Origin of the sequence: Microbispora sp. H10836, from assembly GCF_012999525.1 — a bacterium.
GTDB lineage: Bacteria > Actinomycetota > Actinomycetes > Streptosporangiales > Streptosporangiaceae > Microbispora.
In genome coordinates this window covers 178,729-203,794 of the sequence record NZ_JABBWU010000003.1, presented here as the reverse complement: position 1 = coordinate 203,794, position 25,066 = coordinate 178,729, and the positions used below count along the sequence as shown (strand labels likewise).

Annotated in this window: 25 protein-coding genes; 7 read left to right on the top strand and 18 right to left on the bottom strand. The window is 68.8% G+C overall.

Annotated features, from left to right (window positions below):
* Positions 1-24: 24 nt before the first annotated feature.
* The 3 genes from HHX30_RS08400 to HHX30_RS43180 form a co-directional block, all read right to left on the bottom strand.
* Positions 25-1,500, bottom strand: a complete 1,476-nt coding sequence (locus tag HHX30_RS08400; RefSeq protein WP_169981110.1) for a non-reducing end alpha-L-arabinofuranosidase family hydrolase — start codon at positions 1,498-1,500, stop codon at positions 25-27.
* 554 nt (positions 1,501-2,054) lie between these two features.
* Positions 2,055-2,792: a histidine phosphatase family protein gene (locus HHX30_RS08395; RefSeq protein WP_249349813.1), complete on the bottom strand. Its 738-nt coding sequence runs from the start codon at positions 2,790-2,792 to the stop codon at positions 2,055-2,057.
* A gap of 121 nt (positions 2,793-2,913) precedes the next feature.
* Positions 2,914-4,164, bottom strand: a complete 1,251-nt coding sequence (locus HHX30_RS43180) for a PEP/pyruvate-binding domain-containing protein (protein ID WP_169981108.1) — start codon at positions 4,162-4,164, stop codon at positions 2,914-2,916.
* A gap of 59 nt (positions 4,165-4,223) precedes the next feature.
* Here HHX30_RS43180 and HHX30_RS08385 point away from each other — a divergent pair, with 59 nt between their 5' ends.
* The 3 genes from HHX30_RS08385 to HHX30_RS08375 all read left to right on the top strand — a co-directional run bounded on the left by HHX30_RS08385 (position 4,224) and on the right by HHX30_RS08375 (position 7,344).
* Entirely contained in the window at positions 4,224-4,619 is a 396-nt protein-coding gene (locus HHX30_RS08385; protein ID WP_169981106.1) for a DNA-binding protein, read from the top strand.
* A complete protein-coding gene (locus HHX30_RS08380) occupies positions 4,619-5,251 on the top strand; it encodes a transcriptional regulator (protein ID WP_169981104.1) in 633 nt (210 codons plus the stop codon). The genes HHX30_RS08385 and HHX30_RS08380 overlap by 1 nt, the downstream gene beginning before the upstream one ends.
* A gap of 734 nt (positions 5,252-5,985) precedes the next feature.
* On the top strand, positions 5,986-7,344 hold the full coding sequence (locus HHX30_RS08375) for a cellulose binding domain-containing protein (RefSeq protein WP_249349812.1): 1,359 nt from the start codon (positions 5,986-5,988) through the stop codon (positions 7,342-7,344).
* A gap of 116 nt (positions 7,345-7,460) precedes the next feature.
* On the opposite strand, the gene HHX30_RS08370 is transcribed toward HHX30_RS08375, so the two are convergent.
* From HHX30_RS08370 to HHX30_RS08345, 6 genes are all read right to left on the bottom strand, one after another.
* The gene (locus HHX30_RS08370) at positions 7,461-8,492 is read right to left on the bottom strand and encodes an alpha/beta hydrolase (RefSeq protein ID WP_169981102.1); all 1,032 of its coding nucleotides are present in this window, start codon (positions 8,490-8,492) and stop codon (positions 7,461-7,463) included.
* Positions 8,489-9,649 (bottom strand): glycoside hydrolase family 68 protein, encoded by a 1,161-nt coding sequence (locus HHX30_RS08365; RefSeq protein ID WP_169981100.1) that lies wholly within the window; start codon positions 9,647-9,649, stop codon positions 8,489-8,491. Before HHX30_RS08365 ends, HHX30_RS08370 begins: the two co-directional genes overlap by 4 nt.
* 160 nt (positions 9,650-9,809) lie before the next feature.
* On the bottom strand, positions 9,810-10,739 hold the full coding sequence (locus HHX30_RS08360) for an ROK family protein (protein WP_169981098.1): 930 nt from the start codon (positions 10,737-10,739) through the stop codon (positions 9,810-9,812).
* 5 nt (positions 10,740-10,744) lie between these two features.
* On the bottom strand, positions 10,745-11,569 hold the full coding sequence (locus HHX30_RS08355; RefSeq protein ID WP_169981097.1) for a carbohydrate ABC transporter permease: 825 nt from the start codon (positions 11,567-11,569) through the stop codon (positions 10,745-10,747).
* Positions 11,566-12,471, bottom strand: coding sequence for a sugar ABC transporter permease (locus HHX30_RS08350; RefSeq protein WP_311922211.1), 906 nt, complete (start codon positions 12,469-12,471; stop codon positions 11,566-11,568). Before HHX30_RS08350 ends, HHX30_RS08355 begins: the two co-directional genes overlap by 4 nt.
* Positions 12,472-12,555: 84 nt before the next feature.
* Entirely contained in the window at positions 12,556-13,908 is a 1,353-nt protein-coding gene (locus HHX30_RS08345; RefSeq protein ID WP_169981095.1) for an ABC transporter substrate-binding protein, read from the bottom strand.
* A gap of 142 nt (positions 13,909-14,050) precedes the next feature.
* Here HHX30_RS08345 and HHX30_RS08340 point away from each other — a divergent pair, with 142 nt between their 5' ends.
* Positions 14,051-15,112, top strand: a complete 1,062-nt coding sequence (locus HHX30_RS08340; RefSeq protein ID WP_169981094.1) for a LacI family DNA-binding transcriptional regulator — start codon at positions 14,051-14,053, stop codon at positions 15,110-15,112.
* A gap of 75 nt (positions 15,113-15,187) precedes the next feature.
* Here the strand turns inward: HHX30_RS08340 and HHX30_RS08335 are convergent, their stop codons facing one another.
* From HHX30_RS08335 to HHX30_RS08320, 4 genes are all read right to left on the bottom strand, one after another.
* Complete coding sequence (locus HHX30_RS08335; RefSeq protein WP_169981093.1) at positions 15,188-16,306, bottom strand: hypothetical protein; 1,119 nt, start codon at positions 16,304-16,306, stop codon at positions 15,188-15,190.
* A gap of 50 nt (positions 16,307-16,356) precedes the next feature.
* On the bottom strand, positions 16,357-16,836 hold the full coding sequence (locus tag HHX30_RS08330; RefSeq protein WP_169981092.1) for a SigE family RNA polymerase sigma factor: 480 nt from the start codon (positions 16,834-16,836) through the stop codon (positions 16,357-16,359).
* A gap of 173 nt (positions 16,837-17,009) precedes the next feature.
* Positions 17,010-17,822, bottom strand: a complete 813-nt coding sequence (locus HHX30_RS08325) for a GNAT family N-acetyltransferase (RefSeq protein ID WP_211591749.1) — start codon at positions 17,820-17,822, stop codon at positions 17,010-17,012.
* Between the two features lie 89 nt (positions 17,823-17,911).
* Positions 17,912-18,475, bottom strand: a complete 564-nt coding sequence (locus HHX30_RS08320) for a TetR/AcrR family transcriptional regulator (RefSeq protein WP_169981091.1) — start codon at positions 18,473-18,475, stop codon at positions 17,912-17,914.
* A gap of 81 nt (positions 18,476-18,556) precedes the next feature.
* Here HHX30_RS08320 and HHX30_RS08315 point away from each other — a divergent pair, with 81 nt between their 5' ends.
* Complete coding sequence (locus HHX30_RS08315; RefSeq protein ID WP_169981090.1) at positions 18,557-19,093, top strand: NAD(P)H-binding protein; 537 nt, start codon at positions 18,557-18,559, stop codon at positions 19,091-19,093.
* Positions 19,094-19,245: 152 nt separating this feature from the next.
* On the opposite strand, the gene HHX30_RS08310 is transcribed toward HHX30_RS08315, so the two are convergent.
* Complete coding sequence (locus HHX30_RS08310) at positions 19,246-19,977, bottom strand: LysR family substrate-binding domain-containing protein (protein WP_311922210.1); 732 nt, start codon at positions 19,975-19,977, stop codon at positions 19,246-19,248.
* A 55-nt stretch (positions 19,978-20,032) separates the two neighbouring features.
* Between HHX30_RS08310 and HHX30_RS08305 the strand changes: the two genes are divergently transcribed.
* Positions 20,033-20,404 (top strand): DUF5997 family protein, encoded by a 372-nt coding sequence (locus tag HHX30_RS08305; RefSeq protein WP_169981088.1) that lies wholly within the window; start codon positions 20,033-20,035, stop codon positions 20,402-20,404.
* Between the two features lie 570 nt (positions 20,405-20,974).
* Here HHX30_RS08305 and HHX30_RS08300 read toward each other — a convergent pair.
* The 4 genes from HHX30_RS08300 to HHX30_RS08285 all read right to left on the bottom strand — a co-directional run bounded on the left by HHX30_RS08300 (position 20,975) and on the right by HHX30_RS08285 (position 24,259).
* Entirely contained in the window at positions 20,975-21,391 is a 417-nt protein-coding gene (locus HHX30_RS08300) for a PIN domain-containing protein (RefSeq protein ID WP_169981086.1), read from the bottom strand.
* Positions 21,367-21,678 carry a hypothetical protein gene (locus HHX30_RS08295; RefSeq protein ID WP_169981085.1) on the bottom strand — a complete coding sequence of 104 codons (312 nt, stop codon included), beginning with the start codon at positions 21,676-21,678 and terminating at the stop codon, positions 21,367-21,369. The genes HHX30_RS08300 and HHX30_RS08295 overlap by 25 nt, the downstream gene beginning before the upstream one ends.
* Before the next feature lie 281 nt (positions 21,679-21,959).
* Positions 21,960-22,931, bottom strand: coding sequence for an NAD(P)-dependent alcohol dehydrogenase (locus HHX30_RS08290; protein WP_169981084.1), 972 nt, complete (start codon positions 22,929-22,931; stop codon positions 21,960-21,962).
* Positions 22,932-23,239: 308 nt separating this feature from the next.
* Entirely contained in the window at positions 23,240-24,259 is a 1,020-nt protein-coding gene (locus tag HHX30_RS08285; protein WP_311922209.1) for a YafY family protein, read from the bottom strand.
* A gap of 113 nt (positions 24,260-24,372) precedes the next feature.
* Between HHX30_RS08285 and HHX30_RS08280 the strand changes: the two genes are divergently transcribed.
* A complete protein-coding gene (locus tag HHX30_RS08280; protein ID WP_169981082.1) occupies positions 24,373-24,771 on the top strand; it encodes a VOC family protein in 399 nt (132 codons plus the stop codon).
* The last annotated feature ends 295 nt before the right edge of the window (positions 24,772-25,066 follow it).

Sequence of the window (25,066 nt, the reverse complement as noted above, 5' to 3'; positions counted from 1 at the left end):
TCTCACGAGCCCTTGATCACACCATCAGCGCTGCAGCGTCAGCACGCCCGGCCGGTAGGGCAGGAGGCCGTAGTCGCCGCCGGAGCTGGGGCTGCGACCCTGGTAGAGCAGCTGCAGGTTGCAGGGGTCGACGGTCTTGGTCTGGTCGGGGTTGTTGCGGACCAGGTCGCCGTGACTGATGTCGTTGGTCCAGGTGGCGCCGCTGTTGGCCTTGCCGGCGAACGGGTTGCTCTCGCTCGTGGCCTGCGGGGTCCACGAACCGCCCAGGCTGGTGGCCGTGTAGGAGCGGAAGTAACGGCCCTGCGAGCCGATCGACTCGACGAGCATCAGGTACTTGTTCTGGCCCTGGAGCTTGTAGACCTCGACGCCTTCGAACAGGTTGTTCGTCGTGTCGCTCATGATCGTGGTGTAGTTCGAGCCGAAGTTGCCCGGGAAGTTCCCGATGGGCATGCTCGACCGGTAGATCTTGCCGTTGTCCCCGGCGAAGAACAGGTACATGTTCTGGCCGTCACCGATGAGCGTCTGGTCGATGGGGCCGGTGCCGGAGCCGGTGATGCTCGCGGTGGACAGGGTCTGCTGCGCCGACCAGCCGTTGGGGTTGCTGGGGTCGCTGGAGGTCCGGTAGGAGAAGGCGGTCCCGCCCCACTGGTAGGCCAGCACCCAGATGTTCTTGGGAGCGAAGTAGAACAGCGTGGGCGCGACGGCCGAGAAGTTCATCGTGTTCTGGCTGGCCGAGGCCATGTCGGACCAGTTCGTGAACAGGCCGAAGTTCATCGAACCCCAGCTCGTTCCCGTGTTGTGCGTCGTCGCGTAGACGAGGTGCTTGCCGTTGTAGACGACGTTGGTGAAGTCCTTGAGCGAGACCCAGCCCGACTTCGGGTTCGCCAGCGAGCCCGTCGAGGACCAGCGGTACGACGACGGGAGATCGCACGTGCCGCCGGTCGGCGTCACCGTCGGGGACGGCGTCGAGCTCGGGCCGCCTCCGGAGATGCTCCACTTCTGGTTGGTCTGGCCGTTGCAGGACCACAGCTGGACGGCGGTCCCGTTGGCCGTGCCGACTCCGGTCACGTCCAGGCACAGGCCCGACTGCACTCCCCTGATGGAGCCGTCGGCGTTCTGCTGCCACTTCTGGTTGGTCTGGCCGTTGCAGGACCAGATGACCACCTTGGTGCCGTTCGTGGTGCCCATGTTGTAGGCGTCCACGCACCGGGTGCCGTTGAAGGTCCGCAGCTCACCGGCCGAGGTGAACTCGAAGGCCTGGTTGGCCCCACCGCTGCAGTCCCAGATCTGCAGACCGGTGCCCAGCGCGTCGGTGTTGCCCGCCACGTCGAGGCAGCGGCCCGACCCGGCGCCCACCAGCGGCGCCGGCGCCGCCGACGCCGGCACCGCCCACGTCACAGTGGCCGCCGCCAACGCGGCCAGCACCGCCACGAGGCGTACGCCGACACCGGCCGGCGAACGACGCCGACCGCTCGTCACACGAATGGGGGGTGAATCCATTGTTTCGTTCTCCTCCTTTGGGGGGTGAAAGCGTGGCGAAGCGGGCCACGCCAGGGAAACCGCAGTGGTCTCACGCAGTCGGGCAGGGACGGTCCATCAATCGAGACGAATCCCTGGGCTCTGCCGCCAAGAGGTCGACGGGCCCGCGAATCGTTTCCGTACGGCCCGGTTCGTTGTGGTTCGTGCGTGGAGTTCGAGACCCGCCCCACCCGTCATCAAGGCCTCGCCCCCGGCAGGGCGACGGAAGGGCCGATGGCGACCGCGGGTCTGTTAGCGTTAACATGTTCCGCAATCCGGATTCCTCTCCCTCGGCTACTTGACAGTGGTGGTGCAGCGGGCGAACACGACCGGGCGAGGCGCCGCGTCAAGAACGCGACTCTGGCCCCTGCCGGCCACGCCCGGATTCCGCTGCGGTGGCGCGCAGCCGCGGGCCGTCTCCGATCATGGAGACCCTCCTTTCCGGGGCCGGCGCGTGTTAGCGCTCACATTCCACGACGCGGGGAGCCGCGTCCACAGGTCTCGATGCCGGTGATATTGGCGGAGCAAACTAGGACTCACCGGGGTCCGTCAAGAGGAGACCGAGAGCCCCGGTGGCGTTTCGCGCTTCTGGAGCGCACCCATCTGGCATTACGGGCCCGGCCCGCACCGCGCGCGAAACGGCTCGTGATGAAACTTTCAACCACGCGCGCGCTGACGCAGGCGGCGACCTCGGGGCCTGTCGGGAGCCACCTCACGGTCTGACGCCTTCGGGGAACCCGGTCCAGCGTAGGTCGGGCGGGAGGTGGCTCATGTCGTTGAACATCACGAGCGTGGGCGGCAGGCCACCGCGATGGCGGCGCGTCCAGTGCGTGCCGCACCAGCCACGCGATCTGGTAGGCGTGCGTCACCAACACCTCGCGTGTGTCGGACCGGGTTCCTTTCGTGGTCGTGCCGGGGACCTTCGCGAACCGGGCGACCAGGGCCTCGGCGAGCCTCCGGCCCGAGGCTGCCTCGGTGTCGTCGTAGCCGTCGAAGAAGCCGGCCCAGGACGGGGGCGTTTCGGCCGCGCTGGGGACGTAGGGCACGTGGTCGACGAGTTCGGCGGCCTCGGTCACGGGCACGTTCGGCAGGTGACGGGCGAGTTCGTGCGCGCTCGCGACGGCGCGTGGCAGCGGCGAGTGCCACACGGCGTCGACCGGTACGCCGGCGAGCCGTTCGCCCAGCAGACCTGCCTGCCGACGTCCGATGCCGGTGAGTTCCCCGAACGCGTCGGCCGCGCCGTGACGTGCCAGGTAGAGGCGTCGAGTTGTCATGCGTAGCTGGGGGGAGTCCGTGTGGACCCTTCCCCGCCTCCTTTCGATCGGTACGTGTGAGTGGGGCGGCGGAATGCCGAGCCGGAACCCGTGACACCAAGCCGACCCGGGGCCGCAGAGGTCAGTCGCTCTTTGTCGCCGTGACGGTCCCGGTGGTGCCGTCGATGGTGATGACGGTGCCGTCGCGGAGCCTGCTCGTCGCGTTCGCGAGACCGAGGACGGCGGGAATGGCGTGCTCTCGGGCGACGATCGCGGCGTGGGAGAGCACGCCTCCGGTTTCGGTGACGACGCCGGCGGCGATGCTCAGCAGCGGCGTCCACGCGGGGTCGGTGAAGGGGCAGACGAGGATGTCGCCCGGGCGCACGCGCGCGAAGTCGCCGGGACCACGGACGATCCTCGCGGTGCCGGTCACGGTCCCGTGGCTGCCCGGCGTTGCTTTGAACGCGGCGGCCGGGATGTCCGCGGCGCCGGAAGGCGCTGTCGATGGTGGGGGTGCGGCGGTGACCGGCCGTGCTTGCAGAACCCACGTGCGGCCGCCGGCGATCGCCCATTCGATGTCCTGCGGTCCGCCGAACACGGCAGCAGCCCGTTCGCCCAACTCGGCCAGCCGCACGGCGGTCGCGTCGTCGATCGCCGGCCGGTTCCGGGTGGCGGCGGGCACGTCGCGGATGACGAGCCGCGCGCCGTGCCGGTCGAGGCGCTTCTGTTTGTCCGCGACGGTGCGGGTGACCGACCCGTCCTCGGCGACGCGGTAGGTGTCAGGGGTGACCCTGCCCTCGACGACGCTGGGGCCGAGACCCCAGGACGCCTCGATCCGGGTCGCGTCGTTCCGGTCCGAGGGTGTGAACATGACTCCGGACACCTCGGCGTCCAGATGGCGTTGGACGATGACGGCCATCAGAAGATCGTCGGATGGTCGGTCGTGGCGGCCGGAGACAGCGCGGTAGGCGATGGCACGCGAAGAGAACAGCGACGCCCAGCAGGCACGTACGGCCTTCGCGACCTCACCGGCTCCGCGCACGGCGAGGAAGCTCTCGTGCTGACCGGCCGCCGATGCCTGACCGGTGTCTTCCCCCGCTGCCGATGATCGCACCGCCACGGGCGGATCGCCGAGTCCGCCGAGCGCGCGTCCCAGCGCATCGATGAAGGCGGCGTGGACGGGGCGGGCCTCGATCGCCCGCCGCGTCGCATCGGCGTCGTCCGCCTCGCCGGCGAGCCGCCGGGGGTCCAGGTCGCGGACAGCGGCGAGGTAGGCGGCGAACGGGACGACGAAGCCGTCAGGAACCGGCAGACCGGCGCGGTGCAACGCGCCGAGTGCGCCGGCCTTGCCCCCGCAGGTATCGGCGACAGCCTCCGTGAGGGGTACGATCACCGCTCCACCCCTTCAACAGATGATTGACAACAATTTGTTGATTGTGCATTCTGAGGCACATGGAACGCAAGGACGACATCGGTCGCGGCATGCACGCCGACCACGTCCGGGCCCAGCGTGAGCAGGACGCGCGTGACCGTCTTCTGGACCTGGGCGCGGGCGCGCTCGACGCCCGTCCGTGGCGACCTCCGCCCGTCCCGCCGTCGGCGGTCGACCTCGTGCAGTTCGCCGTCTGGCGCAACGCCGATCTCGGCCCGGACGACATCCTGAGCGCGCTCGCCCTCCTGCCCGCCGCGCGAGCCGAGGTCGAAGGACTCGAGTCCGCCCTGCTGTTCATCGCCCGGAGCGCAGGCCTGACCTGGGCGCAGATGGCGCACGCGATGGGGTTCAACTCCCCGCAGGCGTGCCAGCAGCACTACACCCGCCTGACCGCACGACAGGACGCCGACTCGTGATGTGTGACTCCTCGCCCGGCCTCCTGGTCCTGCACGCCGTGCGCATCACCGGGTTCGCGGACACCCCGGTGATCGCTCGTCGGTACGGGCTCGACCCGGCCGAGACGGAAGAGCTGCTGCTCGACGCCGAGGCCCTCGGCTGGGTCGAGCACACCGCCTTCGCCGGCACCGGAGGCTGGTCGCTGACCGAACCGGGCCGGGCCGAGAACGAGCGCCGACTCGCGGCCGAGCTCACCCGCGTCGGCGGCGCCGGCGAGGTCCGAGACGTCTACCGCGGGTTCCTCCCGCTGAACGCCCTCCTGCTCCAGGCCTGCACCGACTGGCAACTGCGGCCCACCGCCGGCGATCGGCTCGCCGTCAACGACCACTCCGATCCCGCCTGGGACGCCGGAGTCCTCCACGAGCTCGCCTGTGTCGACCGGGCACTCACGCCACTGGCAGACCGGCTTGGCCGCGTCCTCAGACGCTTCCGCGGATATGACACGCGATTCGCCACAGCCCTGGGGCGCGCCCGGGCCGGCGAGGTCGCCTGGGTCGACCGCACCGACGTGGACTCCTGCCATCGTGTCTGGTTCGAGCTGCACGAAGACCTCATCGCCACGCTCGGACTCGACCGGCACGCAGAACCCTGACGCGCCATTCCGGCGCGGAAGGCGTACAACGCCCGACAGCCGCGAGCAGTGGTACCAGTCGTGCGCGTGGGCGCGAAACGGGCGGCGTCGTCGCCGGAGGCGTGAATCCGTCGACGATGAAAATTTCATCTCGGGGTCGACGGCAGGTGCGGTTTCCTCCCTGGTCAAAACCGAAGGAATGAACGGTCACAGGCAAGGGACTCTCGGGGAGCGGGCGTAGTCATTGACACGACTCCTGACTTCATATTTGCTCCCCACCACCACCACCTCCAGTCGACCGGCAGAGAGGAGCACGTGGCCGCCCCCGTCACTGTTAGCGATAACAATTTGTCGTCTCCGCGGCAGACGGAACTGACAGGACCGGCGACACCCGGCAGGCGCATTCATCTGGTATCCGCCAGATGAGAGGTCGCGTCCCGAGATTCCGCCCCGTCCTCCATCAGAACCGCCGGGGAGAGAACACGGCAGGCGCCATGCCGACGCTAACGGGCATCTGACCTCGCCCTGCTCTTCTGCAGCAGGAAAGGGGCGAGCACGCGCAGGCCGACGATGGTCGGTCGCCGCGCAGCTCCGGATCGACTGACGGTGGGCTCACTTAGCGTTCGAATCCGTCCGGGGAGGCCGCTCGGCCGGCATGCACCTGCCGACCGCGGACGCTCCGCCTGGTGAAGGAAACAAGTGACTTCCCTACCGACGCATGTCGATTTTCGAACGACAAAGGGAGTTGTGTGAAGTTGAGACAGAGATCCATCTTCGCCTCTGTCGCGGCCGCCGCGCTTCTCGTCCTGGCTACGGGACGCATGGCACTGAGCGACAGTCTCGGCGCGACCACGCCGTCCTCGGCCGTCGCCGCCGCGGCGGCGACCGCCGGCTGCGGCAAGACCCCGACGCTGAGAAGCGGTTCGCAGACGATCACGACCAGCGGCAAGAGCCGCAGCTGGATCCTGAGGATTCCCGACAACTACGACAACAACCGCCCGTACCGGTTGATCTTCGCGTACCACTGGTTGAACGGCACCGCCCAGATCGTCGACACGGGCGGATCGGACGGATCTGTTTGGGCCTACTACGGGCTCAAGCAACTGTCGAACAACAGCACGATCTTCATCGCACCCCAGGGCATCAACAACGGCTGGGGCAACTCCAACGGTGAAGACCTGACCTTCACCGACGACGTGCTGAGGCTCGTCGAGAGCAACCTGTGTGTCGACACGACGCAGCGCTTCGCCATGGGGTGGAGCTACGGCGGTGCGATGAGCTTCGCGGTCGCGTGCGCCCGTCCGACGATCTTCCGTGCGGTCGCGGTCTACTCCGGCGCGCAACTCAGCGGGTGCAACGGCGGCACTCAGCCGGTCGCGTACATGGGCATTCACGGCACCCATGACTCGGTGCTCAACATCTCCCAGGGACGTTCGCTACGTGACAGGTTCGTCGCGAACAACGGCTGCACTCCCACGACCCCCCGGGAGCCCGCGCAGGGCAGCCTGACGCACATCATCACCGCCTACTCGGGGTGCCGGGCCGGCTACCCGGTCGTGTGGGCGGCGTTCGACGGAGACCACACCCCCTCTCCGAACGACGGATCCACCTCCACCAGCGGTGCCAGGACCTGGACATCGGGAGAGGTCTGGAAGTTCTTCACCCAGTTCCAGTCCGATTCGTCTCCTTCTCCCTCGCCTTCGCCTTCCGCGTCCCCGTCGTCGTCCCCGTCGTCGTCCCCCTCCGCGTCGCCTTCCGCGTCGCCTTCCCCGTCGCCGTCGCCCAGCGGCGGATCGGGCGCCTGTCGCGTCAGCGCCACCGTCAACGCGTGGAACAACGGCCTGACCGAGCAGATCGCCATCACGAACACCGGGTCCTCCGCCCTCAACGGCTGGTCTCTGACCTTCACCCTCCCGAGCGGGCAGACCATCACCAACGGATGGAACGCCACCTACTCGCCCGCCAGCGGACAGGTCACGGCGAAGAACGTCAGCTACAACGGCTCGCTGGCGCCCGGAGGCTCCACCGAGATCGGCTTCCAGGCCACCCACACCGGTAACGCCGGCAAGCCCACCGGGTTCGCCCTCAACGGAAACCCCTGCACCATCGCCTGATCGACGAGAATCACCGGGGGTGGCGCCCGACCGGACGCCGCCCCCGGGCCGTCGGCTCAGCTCCTACACGCGACCTCCGGGCAGCGCGACCGCCGCCCGGAGGTCTCACGATCCGCCTACTCTCCGCCGGGGGTCGTCAGGCCGGCGGGGCAGCGGGCCAGAGCGTCGAGCATGCCCTGGCGGAACGCGCGCATCGACGGCACGGTCGTGTGGTGGTCGAAGTCGGCGCCGTGGTACATGCCGGGCTCGACGGCGAGGTCGACCGGTACGCCGGCCGCCCTGAGCCGTTCGGCGTAGCGCAGGTTCTCCGGGTGGAACAGGTCGAGGTCGCCGACGCCGATCCACGCGGGCGGCAGGCCACGCAGATCCTCCCGGCGGCCCGCCGCGGCGTAGGGGCGGGGTTCGGCGACGCGCGGCCCGCAGCCGAGATAGCAGGTCCAGGCGTACGTGTTGGAGCGCGGCGTCCACCCGATCCTGCCGCGTCCCCGATGGTCGCGCACCAGGGCCGTTCGGTCGTCCAACATGGGATACAGGAGCATCTGGAACGCCACCGGAAGCCCCTGATCGTGCGCCTTCTGCACGACCGAGGCCGCCAGTCCGCCGCCGGCGCTCGCTCCTCCCACGGCGACGCGCGCGCCGTCCACACCGAGCGCGGGTGCGGCGTCGTGCATCCAGCGCAGCGCGGCGAAGCAGTCGTCGAACCCTGCGGGGAAAGGGTGCTCCGGAGCGAGCCGGTATCGTGCGCTCACCACCGTGATCCGCAGGTCACGGGCGATGCGGCTGCACAGTTCGTGGTCGCTCTCGGGGTGGCCGACAATCGTGCCGCCCCCATGGATCCACAGCAGCGCCCCGCCGGGGCGCCGGCGGCCCGGCGACTCGTACACGTAGGCGTCCCGTCCGCCGGGGACGTCGTGCCGCGTGACCGCCACTCCCGTGACCGGCTGCGTCGTGTGGCGCGAGAGCCGCCGGGCGAGGGCCAGGCTCAGCTTGCCGATAATCGGGCGCGGCAGCCACAGCGCCGGTGTCCTCAGGGCCGGCGTCCTCAGGTCCGGCGCGACGGCCGAGAGTGTGTGGTGACGACGCGCCGCGGCGGCAGCGACGGCGGCCGCCGCGAGCACTCCCGCCGCCGCGCCGCGCGACGTGCTCAACGCCCTGCTCCCGTGGACACGGGAACGACCACAGAGGTGGCGTCCTCGTGCAGGGTGAGTTCGAGAACGGGCGCGATCGTCCCGCCGAAGGCGGCCCTCGCCTCGGCGGGCTCGGCCGTCCACGGATCCGGCCCTCCGGTGGAGCGGTAGTTGAGGAAGCTCACGACCTTCAGGTCGGGCAGGACCAGCCAGGCGTACGCCTGGTCGGGCTCCTCCACCGGGTTGCGCAGCACGAGCCCCGAGCCGTTGAGCGGCGTGTACGGCCCGGTGAGGCCGGGTGCGACGAAGCCGTAGAGCCCTGAGGGCGCGCTTCCCGGCGGGTGGAACGAGTGACGATGCGTGCAGAAGAAGAGGTAGTACGACGACCGGTGCACCACGATGTGCGGCCGTTCGATCTCGTGGTTGACTCCGTCGGCCACGAGCAGGGGCGGCCGCAGCGACCAGCCGCCCGGTGTCGCGGCGGCGAGGGCCACCGCGCCCATGAAGGCGTGGTCCGCGTCGGCGGACGCCGTGACGGACGCGGCGACGAGCAGGTACTCACGCCCGTCGGCGGGGTCGCGGAACCAGCCGGGATCGCGGAATGCCTTGATCCGCCCGGGCCCTCCCTCGACCTCGTCGGCCGGCAGGTACGTCACACCGTCCGAGCGGAGCACCTCCCGGTGCTCGGCGGCCTGGTCCAGCTGGATCCGGCCGCCGTCGGTCAGCAGCCGGGCGCGGGCCTCGACGACGGTCTGGGCGAACGTCGGGCGGGCTTCCCCCCGCCGGCCCGCCGCCGTGTAGAACACCGACACCGTGCCGTCCGGTCTGCGGACCGCCGATCCCGACCATTCGCGGCTGCCCGGCGAGGCTCCGTCGGCGAAGGCGTGGCCGAGGTCCGTCCAGCCGTCGGCATCCCTGGCGAGCAGCCGGAGGCGGGCGCGGTCGTGACGCTCCTCGGGGTGGCCGAGGGCGGGCGCGGAGAGCGCGATCCACAACTCGCGGCCCCGCACCACGGACGTCGAGCCGTCCTCCTCCTGGATCGGCCACAGATCCCAGATGTCGTCGTGAGGCAGCACACGCGGCGGTGCAGGAAGGCCGATGACCGGTGCCGTCGTCGCCGCACCGCCGGCCGGTGCCGCGAGGTGCCGCCGCGTCCAGCGCGCGGGCTCGCCGTTCACGCGGTCCCCCCGTCACGTCGCCGTCCGCCGGCGAGGGCCTCGTACGCGCCGGACCGGGTCTCCGGTCCGGGCGTGCCGCCTCGCCGCCCCCATGGAGCCATTCGAAGAACCTCCAACTCGATCGCGCGGGGCGTTTCCCGGCGCGTCACAGAAAGCGTCGTCAGAAACGGGGTGAACTCGGCGCGGGCCCCGCCGCGCGCGCGAGTTCCACGGCTCCGGCCACTCCCGAGCGGTCGCCGAGGGAGGGGCCGACGACGTACTCGTCCATGGCCGCCTGGCCGACGGGCACCGGCGCCCCCGGGTAGCCCGCCGCGAGGGTGAGCAGCCGCGCCCGGACGGCCGGAAGCAGCGCGGGGTGCTTGGCGACGCCCCCGCCCACGACGATCCGCTCGGGCGACAGCGTGTAGGTCAGGTTCACGACGGCGAGGGCGACGTACTCGGCCTCGAGTTCCCAGGCCGAGGGGTCGTCCAGGTGCTCGGCGGGACGCCCCCATCGCCGCCGCATCGCCTCACCCGACGCGAGCCCTTCGAGGCAGTCGCCGTGGAAGGGACAGCTCCCCGTGAACGGGTCCCTGACCGGGTCGCGGGGGATGCGGATGTGGCCGAACTCAGGGTGCAGAAGTCCGTGCAGGAGTCCGTGCACGAGCCCGTCGTTCACCACCGCTCCCACGCCGACACCGGTGCCCACGGTCATGTACGCGAACGTGCCGAGCCCCATGCCCGCTCCCCGCCGCCATTCCCCCAGCGCCGCGGCGTTGACGTCCGTGTCCAGACGGACGGGTACGCCCAGCGCGGCGCGGAAAGGGGAGACGACGTCGGCGTTCGCCCAGCCCTGCTTGGGCGTGGCCAGGATGCGGCCGTACGTCGGCGAGCCCGGCCGCACGTCCACCGGGCCGAAGGTGCCGACGCCGAGCGCGGCGAGCGGCCGATGGCCTTCGAAGAACCGCACCGCCGCGCGGATCGTCGTCTCCGGCGTGGTCGTGGGGATCACCTCGGTCGCCAGAAGGTCACCCCCGGCGTCGGCGACCGCGCACACCCACTTGGTCCCGCCCGCTTCGATCCCCCCGTAGACCCGGGCGGCTCCGTCCATCCGCGTCACCCCTTCAAAGAGCCCTGCAGCAGAGCCGTGACGAAGCGGCGCTGGAAGATGAGGAAGATCACGAGCGTGGGGGCCAGGATCAGCAGCGATCCCGCGCACAGCAGCGGCATGTTCGTCCCCCACTGGCCCTGGAAGGCGCCCAGGGCCCCGGACATCGTCCGTTTCAGCGGGTCGTCGACGAGGACGATCGCCAGGAGGAACTGGTTCCAGGTCCACAGGAACAGCAGGATGGCCAGGGACGACAGCGCCGGCATGGCCAGCGGGACGTGGATGCGCCAGAAGAGCTGCCACACGTTCGCGCCGTCCATCCGCGCGCTCTCCGACAGCTCGTCGGGCATGTTCACGAAGTGCGCCCGCATCCAGAAGACCGCGAACGGCATGTACAACCCGATGAGCGGCAGGATGATGGCCCACCTGGTGTTCAGCAGTCCCATGTCGCGCACCTGGTAGTACAGCGGCGTGATGATGCCCTCGAACGGCAGCGTCAGCCCGAGCACGAACAGCAGGAACACCAGATTCCGCCCCGCCATCCGCAGGTGGCCGATGGCGAAGCCGGCCAGCGTCCCGAGGAGCAGCGCGACGGGAACCACGCCGAGCACGATGAGCGTGCTCGACTTCACCAGCTCGATCATCCGCGCGGCCTCGAACGCCCTGACGAAGTTGCCCCACTGCGGGTCGCGCGGCCACTCCAGGCCCGAGGGGTAGCTGCCGGACGGGTGCAGGGCGGTGACGAACAGGCTGACGAACGGCATGAGCGTGACCGCCATCAGCAGGACGAGCAGCAGCCTTCCGGTCCAGGTCTCCCTACGTCCGACGATCATGAGGACCTGTCCTTGGTGAGCCACTGGATGGGAAGGGCGACGAGGATGACGAGCAGCATGAGCACGACGGCCAGTGCGGACGCCATGCCCACCTGCCGCTCGGAGAACGCCAGGTAGTAGATCTCCAGCCCGGGGACCATGGTCGCGTTCCCCGGTCCGCCCTGAGTGGAGACGTAGACGATGTCGAAGCTCGCGAGAGCCGCGATCACGGTCACCGTGACGCAGACGCCGATCTCCTGCCGCAGGCTGGGCACGGTGATCGAGACGAACTCGCGCAGCGGGCCTGCCCCGTCCATCCGGGCGGCCTCGTACAGCGCCGGATCGATCTTGCTCATGCCGGACAGGAGGAGGATCGTGCACAGGCCGAGCAGCACCCACGCTCCGATCACGCCGACCGCCGGCAGAGCCGTGGAGAAGTCGCCCAGCCACGCGCGGGCCACGTCGCCGAGCCCGGCGTACGTGAGCAGCTGGTTGACCAGGCCGGTCGACGACATCAGCCAGCTCCAGGCGATGCCGGCGGCGACGAGCGGGATGACCTGCGGCAGGAACAGGACGGTCCGCGCCACCAGCGCGAGCCGGCTCGTGGCGATCCGGCGGATCGTCGAAGCGATCGCGAGGCCCAGCACGACCGGGATCGCGCTGAAGAAGACGATCAGCTTGATCGCGTTGAGGATGGAGGCGAACAGGTCGGGGTCGGTGAAGACCCGGACGTAGTTGCCCAGTCCGGCCCAGGTGGAGGGGCCGATGCCGTCCCAGCGGTACATCGAGTACTGGACGGTGAGCGCGATCGGGCGCAGTACGAAGACCGCGTAGACGCCGAGTGCCGGAGCCACGAAGAGCCAGCCCACCCAACTCGGTGTGCGGAGCCCCGCCGCGCGGGCGGGGCCCTGCTTCCTCGACACGGGCTTCCTCGTCACGGCTGCCGGCCCGGGGCGGGTCGCTGGGGACTCGACCGCGCTGTCGGGAGTCGGCCGTGTCATCGGTGCTCAGCTCCCCCCGACCTGGCTCGTGTAGTCGCTCTGCACCGACTTCAGCAGTTCCTCGGGGGTCTGCTGACCGGCGACCAGCTTCTGCAACTGGGGCGTCCAGCTCTTGGCGTAGATCGCGCCGGTGGCGTTGGCGATGAAGTCCATCGCGCCGTTGTCCTCGGCGATCTTCGCGCCTGCCGCCAGGGTGCTCGCGGTGACCGTGTCCTTCGCCACCTCCGGCATGGGGGCGTCCGCCGGGCCCATGGGGTGCGACCCGCCGACCTTCACGCCGATCTCACGCGCCTTCGGGTCGGTGGCCACCCAGTTGAGGAAGAACGCCGCGCAGTCGGCGTTCTTCGCCCTGGAGCTGATCCCGTAGGTGAGGGGCGCCGACATCGCGGCCTGCTTGCCGCCCTGCTGCGCCGGGGGCATCAGGAAGAAGCCCACGTCGCCCGGCATCTGCTTGTCGAGGTTCCCCGACTCCCAGTCGCCGTTGAACATGAACAGGCCCTCGCCCTTGACGAAGCGGCTCATCATCGTCGCGTAGTCGACGGCGTTGACGTCCTTCCAGAAGTACCCGGCCTTGATCCACTTCTCCAGGTGCCGCGTCGCCTCCAGGTTGGAGGGGGTGTCGATCGTGGCGCCCGGCTTCTGGTAGATCCACTCGTTGATCGGTCCCGAGGGACCGTACGAGGCCATGAGGTCCTGCAGCGGGAAGGCGAGACCACCGGTGGCGCCCCCGTTGAACTGGGCGATCGGGGGGATGCCCGCGCTCTTGGCCTTCGCGAGCGCGTCGTCCAGTTCGGCCAGGGTGGCCGGCGGGGACGACATGCCGATCTTGTCGGCGAGCTTCTTGTTGTAGAACACGCCGGTCATGCTGAAGTTCAGCCCCATGGCGTACAGCGACCCATCGCCGCGCGTCTTCCCGCCGGGGCCGAGCCGCATCTGCTCCAGCTGCGACGCCGGCCAGGAGTCCCAGCCGAACGCCTTCGCGTAACCGTCGAGGTTCTTCAGCAGGTTGTTCTTCACCAACTCCGACACCTGCGGGAGGCGCATCAGGTCCGGCGGGTCGTCGGCGAGGACGCGCGGCGCGTTCTGCGTGATCACCGCGAACTGGTCCTCGCGGATGTTCCACTTCACGTTCGGATGCTGCTTGGAGAACTCGGTGCTGAGCTCCTTCGGCAGGGGGAAGCCGGTCTCGATGTAGGCGTTGAGCGTGACCGGCGCCGTGCCGCAGGTCGGCGCGGCCGTCAGGGACGAACTGGTGGCCTCCGGCTGGGGGGCGTCGCCGCCGGGCGCCCCGCAGCCCGCCAGCGTCCCTCCCATCGCGACCGCGAGCGCGGCCCCGCTCCAGCGAATTCGACGCGACATATGCGTCTCCTTGATTGCTCGGGGACTCACCGGCATACACCGGACGCCCCAGGACTCAGGTTTGCTAAATCGGATTAGCAGTGCGATAGTCTCATCACACGTGTCGCGGGGTGTCAACCCCCACATCGCAGGAGGTCACTCGGTGAGCCGACGACGGGTCACGCTGGCCGACGTCGCCAAGATCGCCGGCGTCTCGCCGACCACCGCGTCGCTCGTGTTGTCCGGACGCGGCAGGGAGTTGCGCATCTCGCAGGACGTCGAGCAGCGCGTTCTCAAGGCCGCGGCCGAGTTGCAGTACCGGCCGAACATCGTATCCGTAGGCCTGCGAACTGGGACAACTCGGACTATCGGCTTCATTTCCGACACGGTCGCGACATCGCGGCTCGCCGGCGACATGATCAAAGGAGCACTTGAGGCCGCGCGGGAGCGCGGCTTCATGCTGTTCATCGGTGAGACGGAGGGCGACGCCGAGCTCGAACGCCTCCTGCTGCAGGCCATGCACGACCGTCAGGTGGACGGGATCATCCTGGCCTCGATGTACACGAGAACCATCAGGGTGCCGAAGGGCATGGCGGCCGCCCCCGCCGTCCTGCTCAACGCGCTCCCCAAACAGCCGTCACCGTTGCCCTCGGTCATCCCCGACGAGATCGAGGCCGGACGCGTCGCCGCGAGGGCTCTGCTCGACGCCGGTCATCGCGAGGGCATCCACCTGATCGGCGCCGGCCCCGGACGGCGCAACGTCCCGCCGGGTGGAAGCGTCGCGGCCGTCGAACGGCTCATCGGCATTCGCGAGGTGCTCGCCGAGGCGGGGGTCAAGCCGGCCGGCGGCCACGTCTGCCCTGACTGGCAACCGGAGTACGGCCTCGCCGCGACCCGGGCACTGCTGCAGAAGGAGCGCCCGCGGGCGTTGATCTGCTTCAACGACCGGGTCGCCCTCGGCGCCTACCAGGCGCTCGACGACTGCGGGCTCAAGGTGCCCGCCGACGTCTCCGTCGTGTCCTTCGACGACCACCCGATCGCCGCGTGGATGCGTCCCCAGCTGACGACGGTGGCCCTCCCCCACTACGAGCTCGGCCGCAAGGCCGTCGACGTGCTGTTCACGGAGATCGGCCGTGACCGTGAGGACGACGGCGGGGAGGGCGAGGTGCATCGCGTGCCGATGCCCATCCGCGTGCGGGAGTCGGTCGCATCGCCGGGCGCGTGACCGGCCCGCCGGCCGCTGCCATGCCGCTCGACGCGTCTCTGCACCGCGGCCGGGGCGGACCGCGGGTTTCCTGGGCTAACGGTCCGGGTCGTGAATGACGGCCCACTTGTCACCGCGCTTGAAGTAGAGCATCTCCGTATCGGTGTAGAGGGTGGGGGATGCCTTGCGGTCGTCGCGAATCCACAGCCTGCCGGCCCGTGACGTGGCGAGATCGAAGATCACTGTGGCCTTCCGTCCCTGCTCGTCGACCTGGCTCAGGGTGACGAAGCGATCGGCCACGAGTGACCGTGGGCTGTCGCCCGGCAGGTCCAGAACCTGGCTGCCATCGCGGCGGGTCGCCTGGTCGCCGGTGAGGCACCAGGCCACATCGCACCGCGCCTGCGCTCGATCTTCGAGCCGCTCCCCCGTGCTCAGGTTGAGCAGATTCGTCATGGCCCCCGGACCATCGGCGGGACGCCCCGCCCAGGGCCAGGAGAACAGACGCAGCCCCTTCGTGCCCGGGACGAACGACGGTTCGCCGCCCGCCACCGGAACCTGGTTGACGCCTCCCGACTTGGTCGACGACCAGAAGATCCTGCCGTCGCCGACCGCCAGGTCCACCCCGTAGATGGTGTCCCCGTTCGCCTTGTCCACATCCAGCTCGGCCGGGAACGAGACCACCGTGCGGGGAGTGCCCCCGGTCACCGGAACCGTCATGATGTGAACGTCTCGGTCCACGTACTTGAACCAGACGATCACGCCTTCGCCCACCGCCAGCGAGTCCACCGGCGCGATGGGATAGTCGATGACGGCCAGGCGCTGAAAGGTCTGCGATTCCAGGTGATAAGCCCACAATTGAGGCGCAGGATCGTAGCCCTTCTTCGACACGTACCCGAGCATGGTGCGTGGATCGATGAACAGCTTCGGCGTGAAGGCCTTACCGTTGGGGACCTTCCGGGGGACCTCCGCGATCACCGAAGGCAGTATCTGTTCCAGCGGCGGCGCGATCTCCTCCACGATCCGTGGTTCGTGAATGTGCGGCGCGGGCTTGGCCGTGATGGCGGGTGGCGGCGCGGGAGCCCGCCACGTCACCGCCGACGCCGCCCAGATCACCAGACAGGTGGCCATCGCGGTCGCCACCACCAGGCCACGGCGTCCGCGCCGGGTCTGCCCCACGGTCACCTGACGCAGCAGATCCGGCGGAGTGGCCGGCATCCGCGCCTCCGCGTCGGCGAACGTACGGCGCAGCGCCTCTTCGACGTCGTTCATCGCAGTCTCCTCAGCGGGGTGACGGTGTCGCGCAGTTTGCCGAGAGCGCGGGATGCCTGACTCCGTACGGTTCCGGGAGAAATCCCGAGGATCTCGGCGATCTCGGCATCCGATCGGTCCTCGTAGTAGCGCAGGACCAGTACGGCCCGCTGCCTCTTGGGCAGCTTGACCAGTTCGTCCCAGAGGTCCAGCGGTGGCTCCGCCATCGGTTGCGGCTGTTCGGGCACCTCCCATGCCAGATGTTCGCGCCTGCGCCGTCTCCAGACGGAGATGTGCAGCCGGGTGATCGTGGTTCTCACGTAGCTCTCCGGGTTGTGCTTGTGCCGCACGCGCGGCCATGAGCTGCGCAGCCGTACCATCGCCTCCTGGACGAGGTCGGCGGCGTCGTGCGGGTTGCCGGTGAGCATGTAGGCGTAGCGGAACAACGCATCGATCCGATCGGCGGCGAAGTCCGCGAAATCCGGCACGTCATCCACGGGCGGGAATCCTCTCGTCCATCCCGGCTGAGACGCACCAGAACCCCGAAATGTTGCATCATCGGAAATCCGCTGAGGCGACGCTCAGCGGGGAGTCGCCCCGAGACGGCCGTGCGGGCGCCGACCAGGTGAGGCGGCGTAGATACGGCGACCTTCGTTCCTGAGGAAGCGCCTCATGCGATGGCGTACTCGGTGAACCGGCCGCAGGTTTCGAATCCGAGGCGGCGGTAGACGGGCTCACCGTCCGAAGATGCCTGCAGAACCGCGGTGCGGTAGCCCTCGCGGTACGCGGTGTGCAAGGCGGCCAGGGTGATGGCGCCACCGTAGCCGCGCCGGCGTTCTGTCACGAGGGTCGCGATGTTGTAGATCCCGGCGACTCCCCCGTGGAGGAAGACCTCGGCCGAGCAGACCGGGCGGCCGCTCACGTAGCCGATGAGGTACCGGGCGGGGCAGTCGGGAGCGAGGGCCCACTCGGCGGCGTCGGTGAAGAACCGGCGCACCGTGGCGGCCGGCGGGTCCCAGTTCGCGGCCAGGACCATCGCGTAGTCGGCGAGCCGCTTCGGAGTTGACACCAGGCGGATGTCCAGGTCGTCGGCGTGCGGCTTCGGCAGTGCCGCATGCAGGTCCTTCCACATGCCCGCCTCGGTCTCGGCCGCCTCCAGACCGGCGCCCTTCAGGAGCGAGGCGAGGCCTGGTGGTGTGGAGGCGGGGCCGACCCACCAGGAGAAGGGGCGACCGGTTGCGGCCACTGCACGGACAGTCTCCGCCACCCGCGCGGGGGCGGTGTCCGCGGTGAAACGCGCCGCCGCGACGATATTGAACGTGTCGTCGTCAAGCCCGCTGTCGGCGATCAGGAGGTCGTCCGTCTCCATGACGGTCGAGCGCTCCATGCGGCGGTGCAGGTGGCAGGCATGCTCGGCAAGGTTCTGCTCCATCCTCACCAGCAGGTCGAGATCGCCTGGAACCTGTTGTTCCGTCTCGTTCATGTGGATCATCACACCATGCCTGTTTGTGGCGCGGACGCGATCGGGTGACGCTCGCTCATGTCGTCCCCGTCGCCGGTACGGAGCAGTGATCAGCGTTCGGGGCCGCGAATGCCCTCGAGCACAAGCGTGACGTGCCTGCGCCAGCCACCGGCGCCGGTCATGTTGGCCATGGCGCCACGGGTGACGAGGACGAAGTCATCGGCGCGGAAGTCTTCACGGAGGCGGCCGGCGTCGACGGCGCGCCGCACGATGCGTTCGGTGATCGCCGAGAAATCCGTCTTCTCTGCGGCGATGTCGTTCCAGCTCGGCTCTTCCGGGCCGAGGAGCGCGAAGCGGAACGCGGCGTCGGACTCCGCGGACTCCAGATAGCCGTAGAGCAGCGTCTCGAACGCCACCCAGGGATCCTCGGCCTCGGCGGCGGCGCGGGCGAGGGCGGTCATCGCCTCGAACCGGCGGCCGATGATCGCCGCGAGCAGTGCTCGCTTGTCGGCGAAGTGCCGATAGAGGGTGCCGACACCCAAGCCGGCGCGCTCGGCGATCTCGTCCATCTGTACGGCGTCGCCTCGCTGGGCGAACAGCTCGCCGGCGGCGTCGAGGACGGCCTCGCGGTTGCGCCGGGCGTCGGCGCGCAACAAGCGTTCGGGAGCGGTCATGGTCACTCCACTCTAATTGGCGACGCGCCGGAGCCCGGTATATTCGGAACCGGAGTTCAGGCTCAGGTTAAAGGAGATCTAATGATCGTCGTCACCACACCGACAGGACAGATCGGCAGTCAGCTGGTCCGTCAGTTGCTCGACCAGGACAAGGATGTCCGGGTCGTCGTCCGTGACGCCTCGCGTCTGGATGACACGGTTCGCCGGCGGGTCGAGACCATCGATGGCTCCCACGATGATCCGGCCGTGCTCGACAAGGCACTGCCCGGGGCCGAAGCGCTGTCCTGGCTCGTCCCGCCGAATCCGCGGGCACCGAGCGCCGAGGAGCACTACCTCGGTTTCGCCCGGACCGGCGCCGCTGCCATCGCCCGCCACGACGTCGGTCACGAGGAACTCGGGCGTCCGGTCGCCTACCGTCGCGTGAGCATGGACGACTACGCGTCGCTGCTCCGCGCCCGAGGCGCCGACGACCAGGCGATCAAGGACGTGACCGAGGCGTTCGCCGCACAGGACCACGGCATCTACGACGCGGACTGGGCGACCGCCAAGCCCACGTCGACAGACTTCCGCACCTGGTGCAGGGAAGTGCTCAAGCCCGCCGCGGACGCCCGGGCATGAGGCTTATGGCTTGATGGTCGCGCTCAAGCAATCACATGAGAGTGCCATCGGGCCCGGGAAAGGCGACGAGCCGTTCGCCGCACTGAAGAAGTCGCCGGCCCGGTCGGCATCAAGCCGAAGGGGCGCCTGTGTCGGCAGGTTAAGGGCGCAGGTCACCGAGACCTGTAGCCCCTCCTCTTGCGGCCGGCCGGCACGGCCCGGCGACCGGAGCTGTTCTGCGCGGGTTTCTGCGCCTGCCGCCGTGCTGGTTTCTCCGCCGCGGGGGAGGCAGGGATACGGCCCCGCGAGCTGTTCACCGTCCGGCCGCGGACGATGCCGATGAAATCTTCCACCAGGTCGGTGGTCGCGTCCGTGGGCCAGGTCAGTGCGACCTGAGACTGCGGCGCATCGAGCACCGGCCGATATGTCAGATCCCTACGGTGGTAGAGGCGTGCCAGCGACTGCGGAACCAGGAGAATCCCGGTGCCGGCCGCCACCAGCTCGACCGCGTCCGCCGTTGTGGCCGGGCGGGTGAACGCGGGCCGCCCGGGGCGGACCGTCCACTCGATGGTGTCGTCCAGGGGGTGGAACACCTCGTCGTCGACGAGGTCGGCGATGGTCACCTCGTCAGCGGCGGCCACCGCGTGGTCCTTGGGCACCACGACCACCGTGGTCTCCACGTAGAGAGGAATCACGCTGAGCCCGTCCCGGTCGACCGGCAGCCTGGCGAACCCGGCGTCGGCGCCGCCGTTTCGCAGGAGTCCCACCACCTCGGCGGCGGGAACCGCGACCAGGGTGACCGGCACGTCGGGCATCCTCTCGGTCCAGGTGTTGACCCATTTCGCGGGTGTCACCCCGGGCACGTACGCCAGCCGGAACGCCTTGCCGGTCTCTCCAACAGTCACTTCCTCAGGCTACCGATGTCCTGGGAACCCGTTCCGACTGACTACTCTTGGCGTTATGAGCTCGCCCAAGCCGAAGACCATCCAGACGATGAAGCCCGCGACCGCGGCCAAGAAGCTGGGTGTCCTCCTCTCGGCCACTCCCGCCGAGTTCCAGGCGGGTGTCGTCTCCAGGGACGAGCTGAACGAGTTGCAGTCGACGCCACCCGCCTGGCTCGTCGACCTGCGCCGCAACGGCCCGCACCCCAAGCAGGTCATCGCCGCGAAGCTGAAAATCTCCATTTCCGGCCTGATCAGAGGCGGAATCACCGGACCGCTCACCACCGCTGAGATCGATGCGCTGAAGGCGGAGAACCCGGCGTGGCTGGAGCGCGAGCGGTCCATCCAGGCCGAGGTCCGCAAAGAGGCACTCCGTCTCAAGCAACGCTAGACAGCCGAGATTCCGCACGCCCAGACCCGTCTCCAGGCTGCCGCCACCGCCGGCGACCCTGCTGACCTGGCTGCGCGGGCAGCCGACCGGCGGCTTCACGGCGGCGGTGACCACCGATCGGGGCGGCGAGCAACTCACCCTGCCCGCTCGCGCCGTCTTACGAGCCGTCGTTCCGCCTTCCACAGACGTGGTCCACGCCGGGCAGGACCTGTTCGGCTGGTTACACCGCCACCACTCGACCATCACCGGCCCTACCGTCGAAGAACACCTCGTCGACGCCGACGGCGCCCCCGCCGTCGTCCTTGAAGTATCCGTACACCCACAACGACACACCCCCCTGGCCTGACAGAACCGGGCCGGACAGCCGGACGGCTCACGCCCAGGAGTTGAGAGGATCCGTCCGGCGAGATCTGTGCAGCTGCTCCTCGGTCGAGGCCAGACCCGTCTGGCAGGCGCCCACCTCGATGAGTCACTAGCTTGACGTTGGCGCCGCCGAGGCCGCAGTAGCCTTTGGCCAACTTGAAAGGTATTGCTGGTGGTAGTCCTATCGCTGGGGCAATAATTCAGCACCTACACGCGTACGAGGCGGACTGCCTTGCCGCAGAGTTTGCTCATGTCATCCTCGTCCGAGGTGAGGATGATGACGGGGCGAGTGGAGCGTAGAGCCGTGGCGGCCACGACAGCGTCGATCGCGTGTTTATGGCCGTGAAGACGGCTCTCACGGAGCAGGTCCAGCGCGTGGACGGAAACCTCCTCGGTCACCGGTTCGACACGCATCCGGGACAGGTGCCAGCGCAACCGATCGTCTGTCACCCGGCCGTCGAAGGCCTCGATAGGCGTCAGGGCACTGACGGCAACGCGGAAGTCGTTGTTCTGCGCCTCACGGACGATCGCTGTGACGCGCTGGTCGGCTGCGCACCACTTCGAAAGTCCCTCGGAGTCCAGGATGACCGTCCCCGCACTCAGCTTGCTTCGTGCGCGTGCCATCCACGCTTCTCCTGCAGCTCCGGAGCGGACTTCACGCTACGGAACAACTGCTCGGCCTCGTCCCGAAGGGACTGCGGGATGGGACCGCTCTCGTTCTCGTTCGCCTGCAGGGCCTCCTCCAACAGGTCCCGCTCGATCTGCCGCTCCACAGCGGCATCCACATAGGCGGAGAACCCGCGCGCACCGACACGCTCCTTGATCGCGCGGATGTTGCCGGCCCGCAGGGAAACGCTGACCTTGGCCGCGGGCCCTTCTCCTGGTGGGAAGGCTCCTTCAGGCGCACTCATAGCGGCAGTTTACTACTTCAAGTAGCAAAATCACGCCCCGCAAACACGAAACCTCCGAGCAGCGCGACGCCACCCGGAGGCCTCACGATCCCGCTCCTCTCCGCTAGAGGTCGTCAGGCCGACGGGACAGGAGACGCCGGTGCCCACGAGCGTGTATCTATGTGACCCCTGCGCAGAGCTGCGATCTACTGCCGGATCAGCCAGAGGCTCACGAGGACGCCCGATACTCCTTGCCGCCGCTGGCCGCCTGGTACCAGGGGGACGGTCCCTCCCGGAAAGGTTCAGCTCGAATGCTCGATGGTGATCACGACGTTTCCCGTTTTCTGGCCCGTCTCGACGTACCGGTGGGCTTCGAGGATATCGTCCAATGGGTACCGCCGGTCGATGACCGGCTTAAACCGCCCGGACTCGATCAGTCCCTTGAAATACCGTGCCGTCGCCGAGTCGTGTTTCGGCAGGGGGAACTTGACCTTCTTTCCGCCGAGCAGCGGAGTGGTGAGCGCCAGGATCGGATTCTGGAGCCATGGGCCCAGGTCAGTCGCGAGAAAGACTCCGCGTGGTTTCAGCAGCCGTCTGCATCGCCAGAACGTGCTCTTGCCGACCGCGTCGATGACGACGTCGTATTTCTGCTCGTCCTTCGTGAAGTCCTCGGTCGTGTAGTCGACCACCTTGTCGGCGCCCAGGGTCCTGACGAGTTCCATGTTCTTCGTGCCGCAGACCGCGGTGACGCTGGCGCCGACGCTCTTCAGGAGCTGGACCGCCGCCGAGCCGATGGCCCCGGTCGCGCCGTAGACCAGGACGTCGTGGCCGCGCTCGGTCTTCGCCGCCCTGATCACCGAGAGGGCATAGTGCGATCCCTCCGTGCTGGGGGCGGCCTCCTCGAAGGTCAGGCCCTCCGGCATCGTCGCGAGGGTGCCGTCGTGCGGAACCGTCATATATTCGGCATGGGCCCCGAATCCGCTGTCGTTGTAGCCGAATACCTTATCGCCGGCCTTGAAGGACGTGACACCGGCGCCCACCGCCTCAACTTCTCCCGCGAACTCGTTTCCGAGAATCGTCACTCTCGGCCTGATGAGCCCGGTGAAGAATCGCCAGATGAACGGCTTGGCCGCCCTTAGCGCACAGTCGGTGCGATTAACCGTCGCCGCGTGGACTTTGACGAGAAGTTCACCGTCCTTGGGCGAAGGCTTCTCCACTTCTGTGACTGTAACCACTTCCGGTGGACCGTACCTTGTGCGGAACGCGGCCTTCATGGCTGCATTGTAGCACCGCACGAATATCGGATTATGTTCCATGAACAGCCGCCATCGATCTGAAACATGTACGAGTCGAATTCGCGAGCCGGGCCGTGCCTTGCAGGCAATGTCGCGAGCCGGAGACCTGTGGCCCAAAGAACGAGACCTCCCAGCAGGCCTAATCGCCGCCCGAAGGTTTCAGCGATCCCGGCTACTTCTCCGCAGCCCAGTCGGGCGACTGATTAGGCTTCGCGGCGGTCAGGCCGACGGGACAGGAGACGCCGGTGCCGCCGAGGCCGCAGTAGCCGTTGGGCAACTTGAACAAATCATCGCTGGTGAAAGCCCTCCGCTTCACGCGACAACTGTGCCCGGGCAGGAGGGACCCTGTGGGCGGAGGCCGCGAGCCGGTCAGCCAGCGCGGCGACAAGGCCGCGGAGTTCGTCTGGTCGCTCGATGACGAACGGCCGGTCGAGCGACGCGAGCACCGGAGGCAACCAGTCGAGCCGCTCCGCTCGCAACTCGACGCGGAACCAGCCCTCGGTGTCGCGATCTGTGTCGTGCGCGGATGCGGGCTCCTCCACAGTCGCGACGCTGGCGGGAAGTCGGGCGCGGATCTGCTCGACTGTCCCCTGGATGAGCAGGACCACTTCATGCCGGTACGGAGCCTTGGCGAGGGCGGACAGAACGCGCTGCGCCGGATCAAGCCCGGCGGGCGGCTCAAACGAACCCGGCAGGGTCCTCGCGTCCGCGATGCGATCCAGCCGGAAGGTCCGCTCCTCACCGATCTTGGGATCAGCGCCCGTGACGTACCACCGGCCCGAATGGGCGACGAGCCCGTAGGGATGCAGCGTCCGTTCGCTGCGCCGGCCGTCGGCGGCGGTGTACCTGATCGAGATCGGCCGGTGATGGCGCACCGCATCCGCGATGGAGAGCAGGACCGCGGTCTCCGGGGTGACGGACTCGCCGGGTGGAGCTGTGAAGGCGAGGGATTCGATCACCGTGTCGAGCCTGCGGGCGAGCCGCCCGGGCAGGACCCGCCGAATCTTGGCCGCCGCCGTCTCACTCGCCGCGCCCATCGTCGTCACCAACCCTGACCGGCGACCGGCGACCAGGCCAAGCAGCACGGCGAGCGCCTCGTCGTCGCTCAGCATGAGCGGAGGCAGGCGGTATCCGGGGGCGAGCCGGTACCCGCCGTAGCGGCCGCGCACCGACTCGACGGGCACGTCGAGGTCGACCAGGTGGTCCACGTACCGCCGTACGGTGCGCTCGTCGACGCCGAGCCGGTCGGCGAGTTCGGCCATCGTCCGGGTGCCGCCCGACTGCAGGAGCTCTAACAGCGTGAGCACGCGGTGAGTAGGTCGAGCCACGACATACAAGTTAGTGGAGATACTGGGCGGTTTCTGTCCGGTATTCGTCCTAGCCTGCGGTCGAAAAACAGCCCATAAGCAGGGAGACCACCATGGACTTCGTATCGATCCGCATCATCACGGGCGACGTCGCGCGCCTCGTCGACTTCTACGAGCGAGCCACGGATGTACGCGCCACCCGATACAGCGAGGACTTCGCCGAGCTCAGAACCACCTCCGGGACCCTGGCGATCGGCAGCACCCGGACCGTCTCGCTCATCGCGCCTGGCGCTGCCCGGCCAGCCGACAACCGCACTGTGATCATCGAGTTCCTCGTCGACGACGTGGACGGCGTGCATCGGAATCTGTCCGGCTTCGTCGAGGAGTTCGTCAACGAGCCCACCACGATGCCCTGGGGCAACCGCTCACTCCTGTTGCGTGACCCCGACGGCAACCTCGTCAACTTCTTCACCCCCGTCACCCCAGCCGCCCGCGATAAGTTCGCGCGCTGACGACGCGGCAGGGGCCTGCCGGCGGAGCTCCGCGACTCCAACCATCCCGGAGCTCCTGCTGAACACGATGCCGAGGCCACCCTCGCCCCACAGCGTCCTCCCCTCGCCGCATACGCCGCCTCCCTTCGCACTCCCCTCTACCGATGAACAAGATCAAGGGTGCAGCCAGTAGCAAGGTCAAGGAGACCACCCGATGGGACGTCGTCAGACGTTCTAGAAATGGCGAGACGACGAGCCGTCACAGACAGCGCCGTACACAGTTCAGGTCCTCCGCGGACGCGAACGCCCCGGCACC

What these genes read in the sequence shown, in the direction of transcription:
- HHX30_RS08290 (WP_169981084.1), bottom strand. Translation starts at nt 22,931, where the DNA reads ATGAAGGCCGCGTTCCGCACAAGGTACGGTCCACCGGAAGTGGTTACA.
- HHX30_RS08385 (WP_169981106.1), top strand. Translation starts at nt 4,224, where the DNA reads ATGGAACGCAAGGACGACATCGGTCGCGGCATGCACGCCGACCACGTC.
- HHX30_RS08360 (WP_169981098.1), bottom strand. Translation starts at nt 10,739, where the DNA reads ATGGACGGAGCCGCCCGGGTCTACGGGGGGATCGAAGCGGGCGGGACC.
- HHX30_RS08395 (WP_249349813.1), bottom strand. Translation starts at nt 2,792, where the DNA reads ATGACAACTCGACGCCTCTACCTGGCACGTCACGGCGCGGCCGACGCG.
- HHX30_RS08325 (WP_211591749.1), bottom strand. Translation starts at nt 17,822, where the DNA reads ATGAACGAGACGGAACAACAGGTTCCAGGCGATCTCGACCTGCTGGTG.
- HHX30_RS08280 (WP_169981082.1), top strand. Translation starts at nt 24,373, where the DNA reads ATGGACTTCGTATCGATCCGCATCATCACGGGCGACGTCGCGCGCCTC.
- HHX30_RS08380 (WP_169981104.1), top strand. Translation starts at nt 4,619, where the DNA reads ATGTGTGACTCCTCGCCCGGCCTCCTGGTCCTGCACGCCGTGCGCATC.
- HHX30_RS08355 (WP_169981097.1), bottom strand. Translation starts at nt 11,569, where the DNA reads ATGATCGTCGGACGTAGGGAGACCTGGACCGGAAGGCTGCTGCTCGTC.
- HHX30_RS08345 (WP_169981095.1), bottom strand. Translation starts at nt 13,908, where the DNA reads ATGTCGCGTCGAATTCGCTGGAGCGGGGCCGCGCTCGCGGTCGCGATG.
- HHX30_RS08320 (WP_169981091.1), bottom strand. Translation starts at nt 18,475, where the DNA reads ATGACCGCTCCCGAACGCTTGTTGCGCGCCGACGCCCGGCGCAACCGC.
- HHX30_RS08300 (WP_169981086.1), bottom strand. Translation starts at nt 21,391, where the DNA reads ATGGCACGCGCACGAAGCAAGCTGAGTGCGGGGACGGTCATCCTGGAC.
- HHX30_RS08315 (WP_169981090.1), top strand. Translation starts at nt 18,557, where the DNA reads ATGATCGTCGTCACCACACCGACAGGACAGATCGGCAGTCAGCTGGTC.
- HHX30_RS08335 (WP_169981093.1), bottom strand. Translation starts at nt 16,306, where the DNA reads ATGCCGGCCACTCCGCCGGATCTGCTGCGTCAGGTGACCGTGGGGCAG.
- HHX30_RS08400 (WP_169981110.1), bottom strand. Translation starts at nt 1,500, where the DNA reads ATGGATTCACCCCCCATTCGTGTGACGAGCGGTCGGCGTCGTTCGCCG.
- HHX30_RS08295 (WP_169981085.1), bottom strand. Translation starts at nt 21,678, where the DNA reads ATGAGTGCGCCTGAAGGAGCCTTCCCACCAGGAGAAGGGCCCGCGGCC.
- HHX30_RS08305 (WP_169981088.1), top strand. Translation starts at nt 20,033, where the DNA reads ATGAGCTCGCCCAAGCCGAAGACCATCCAGACGATGAAGCCCGCGACC.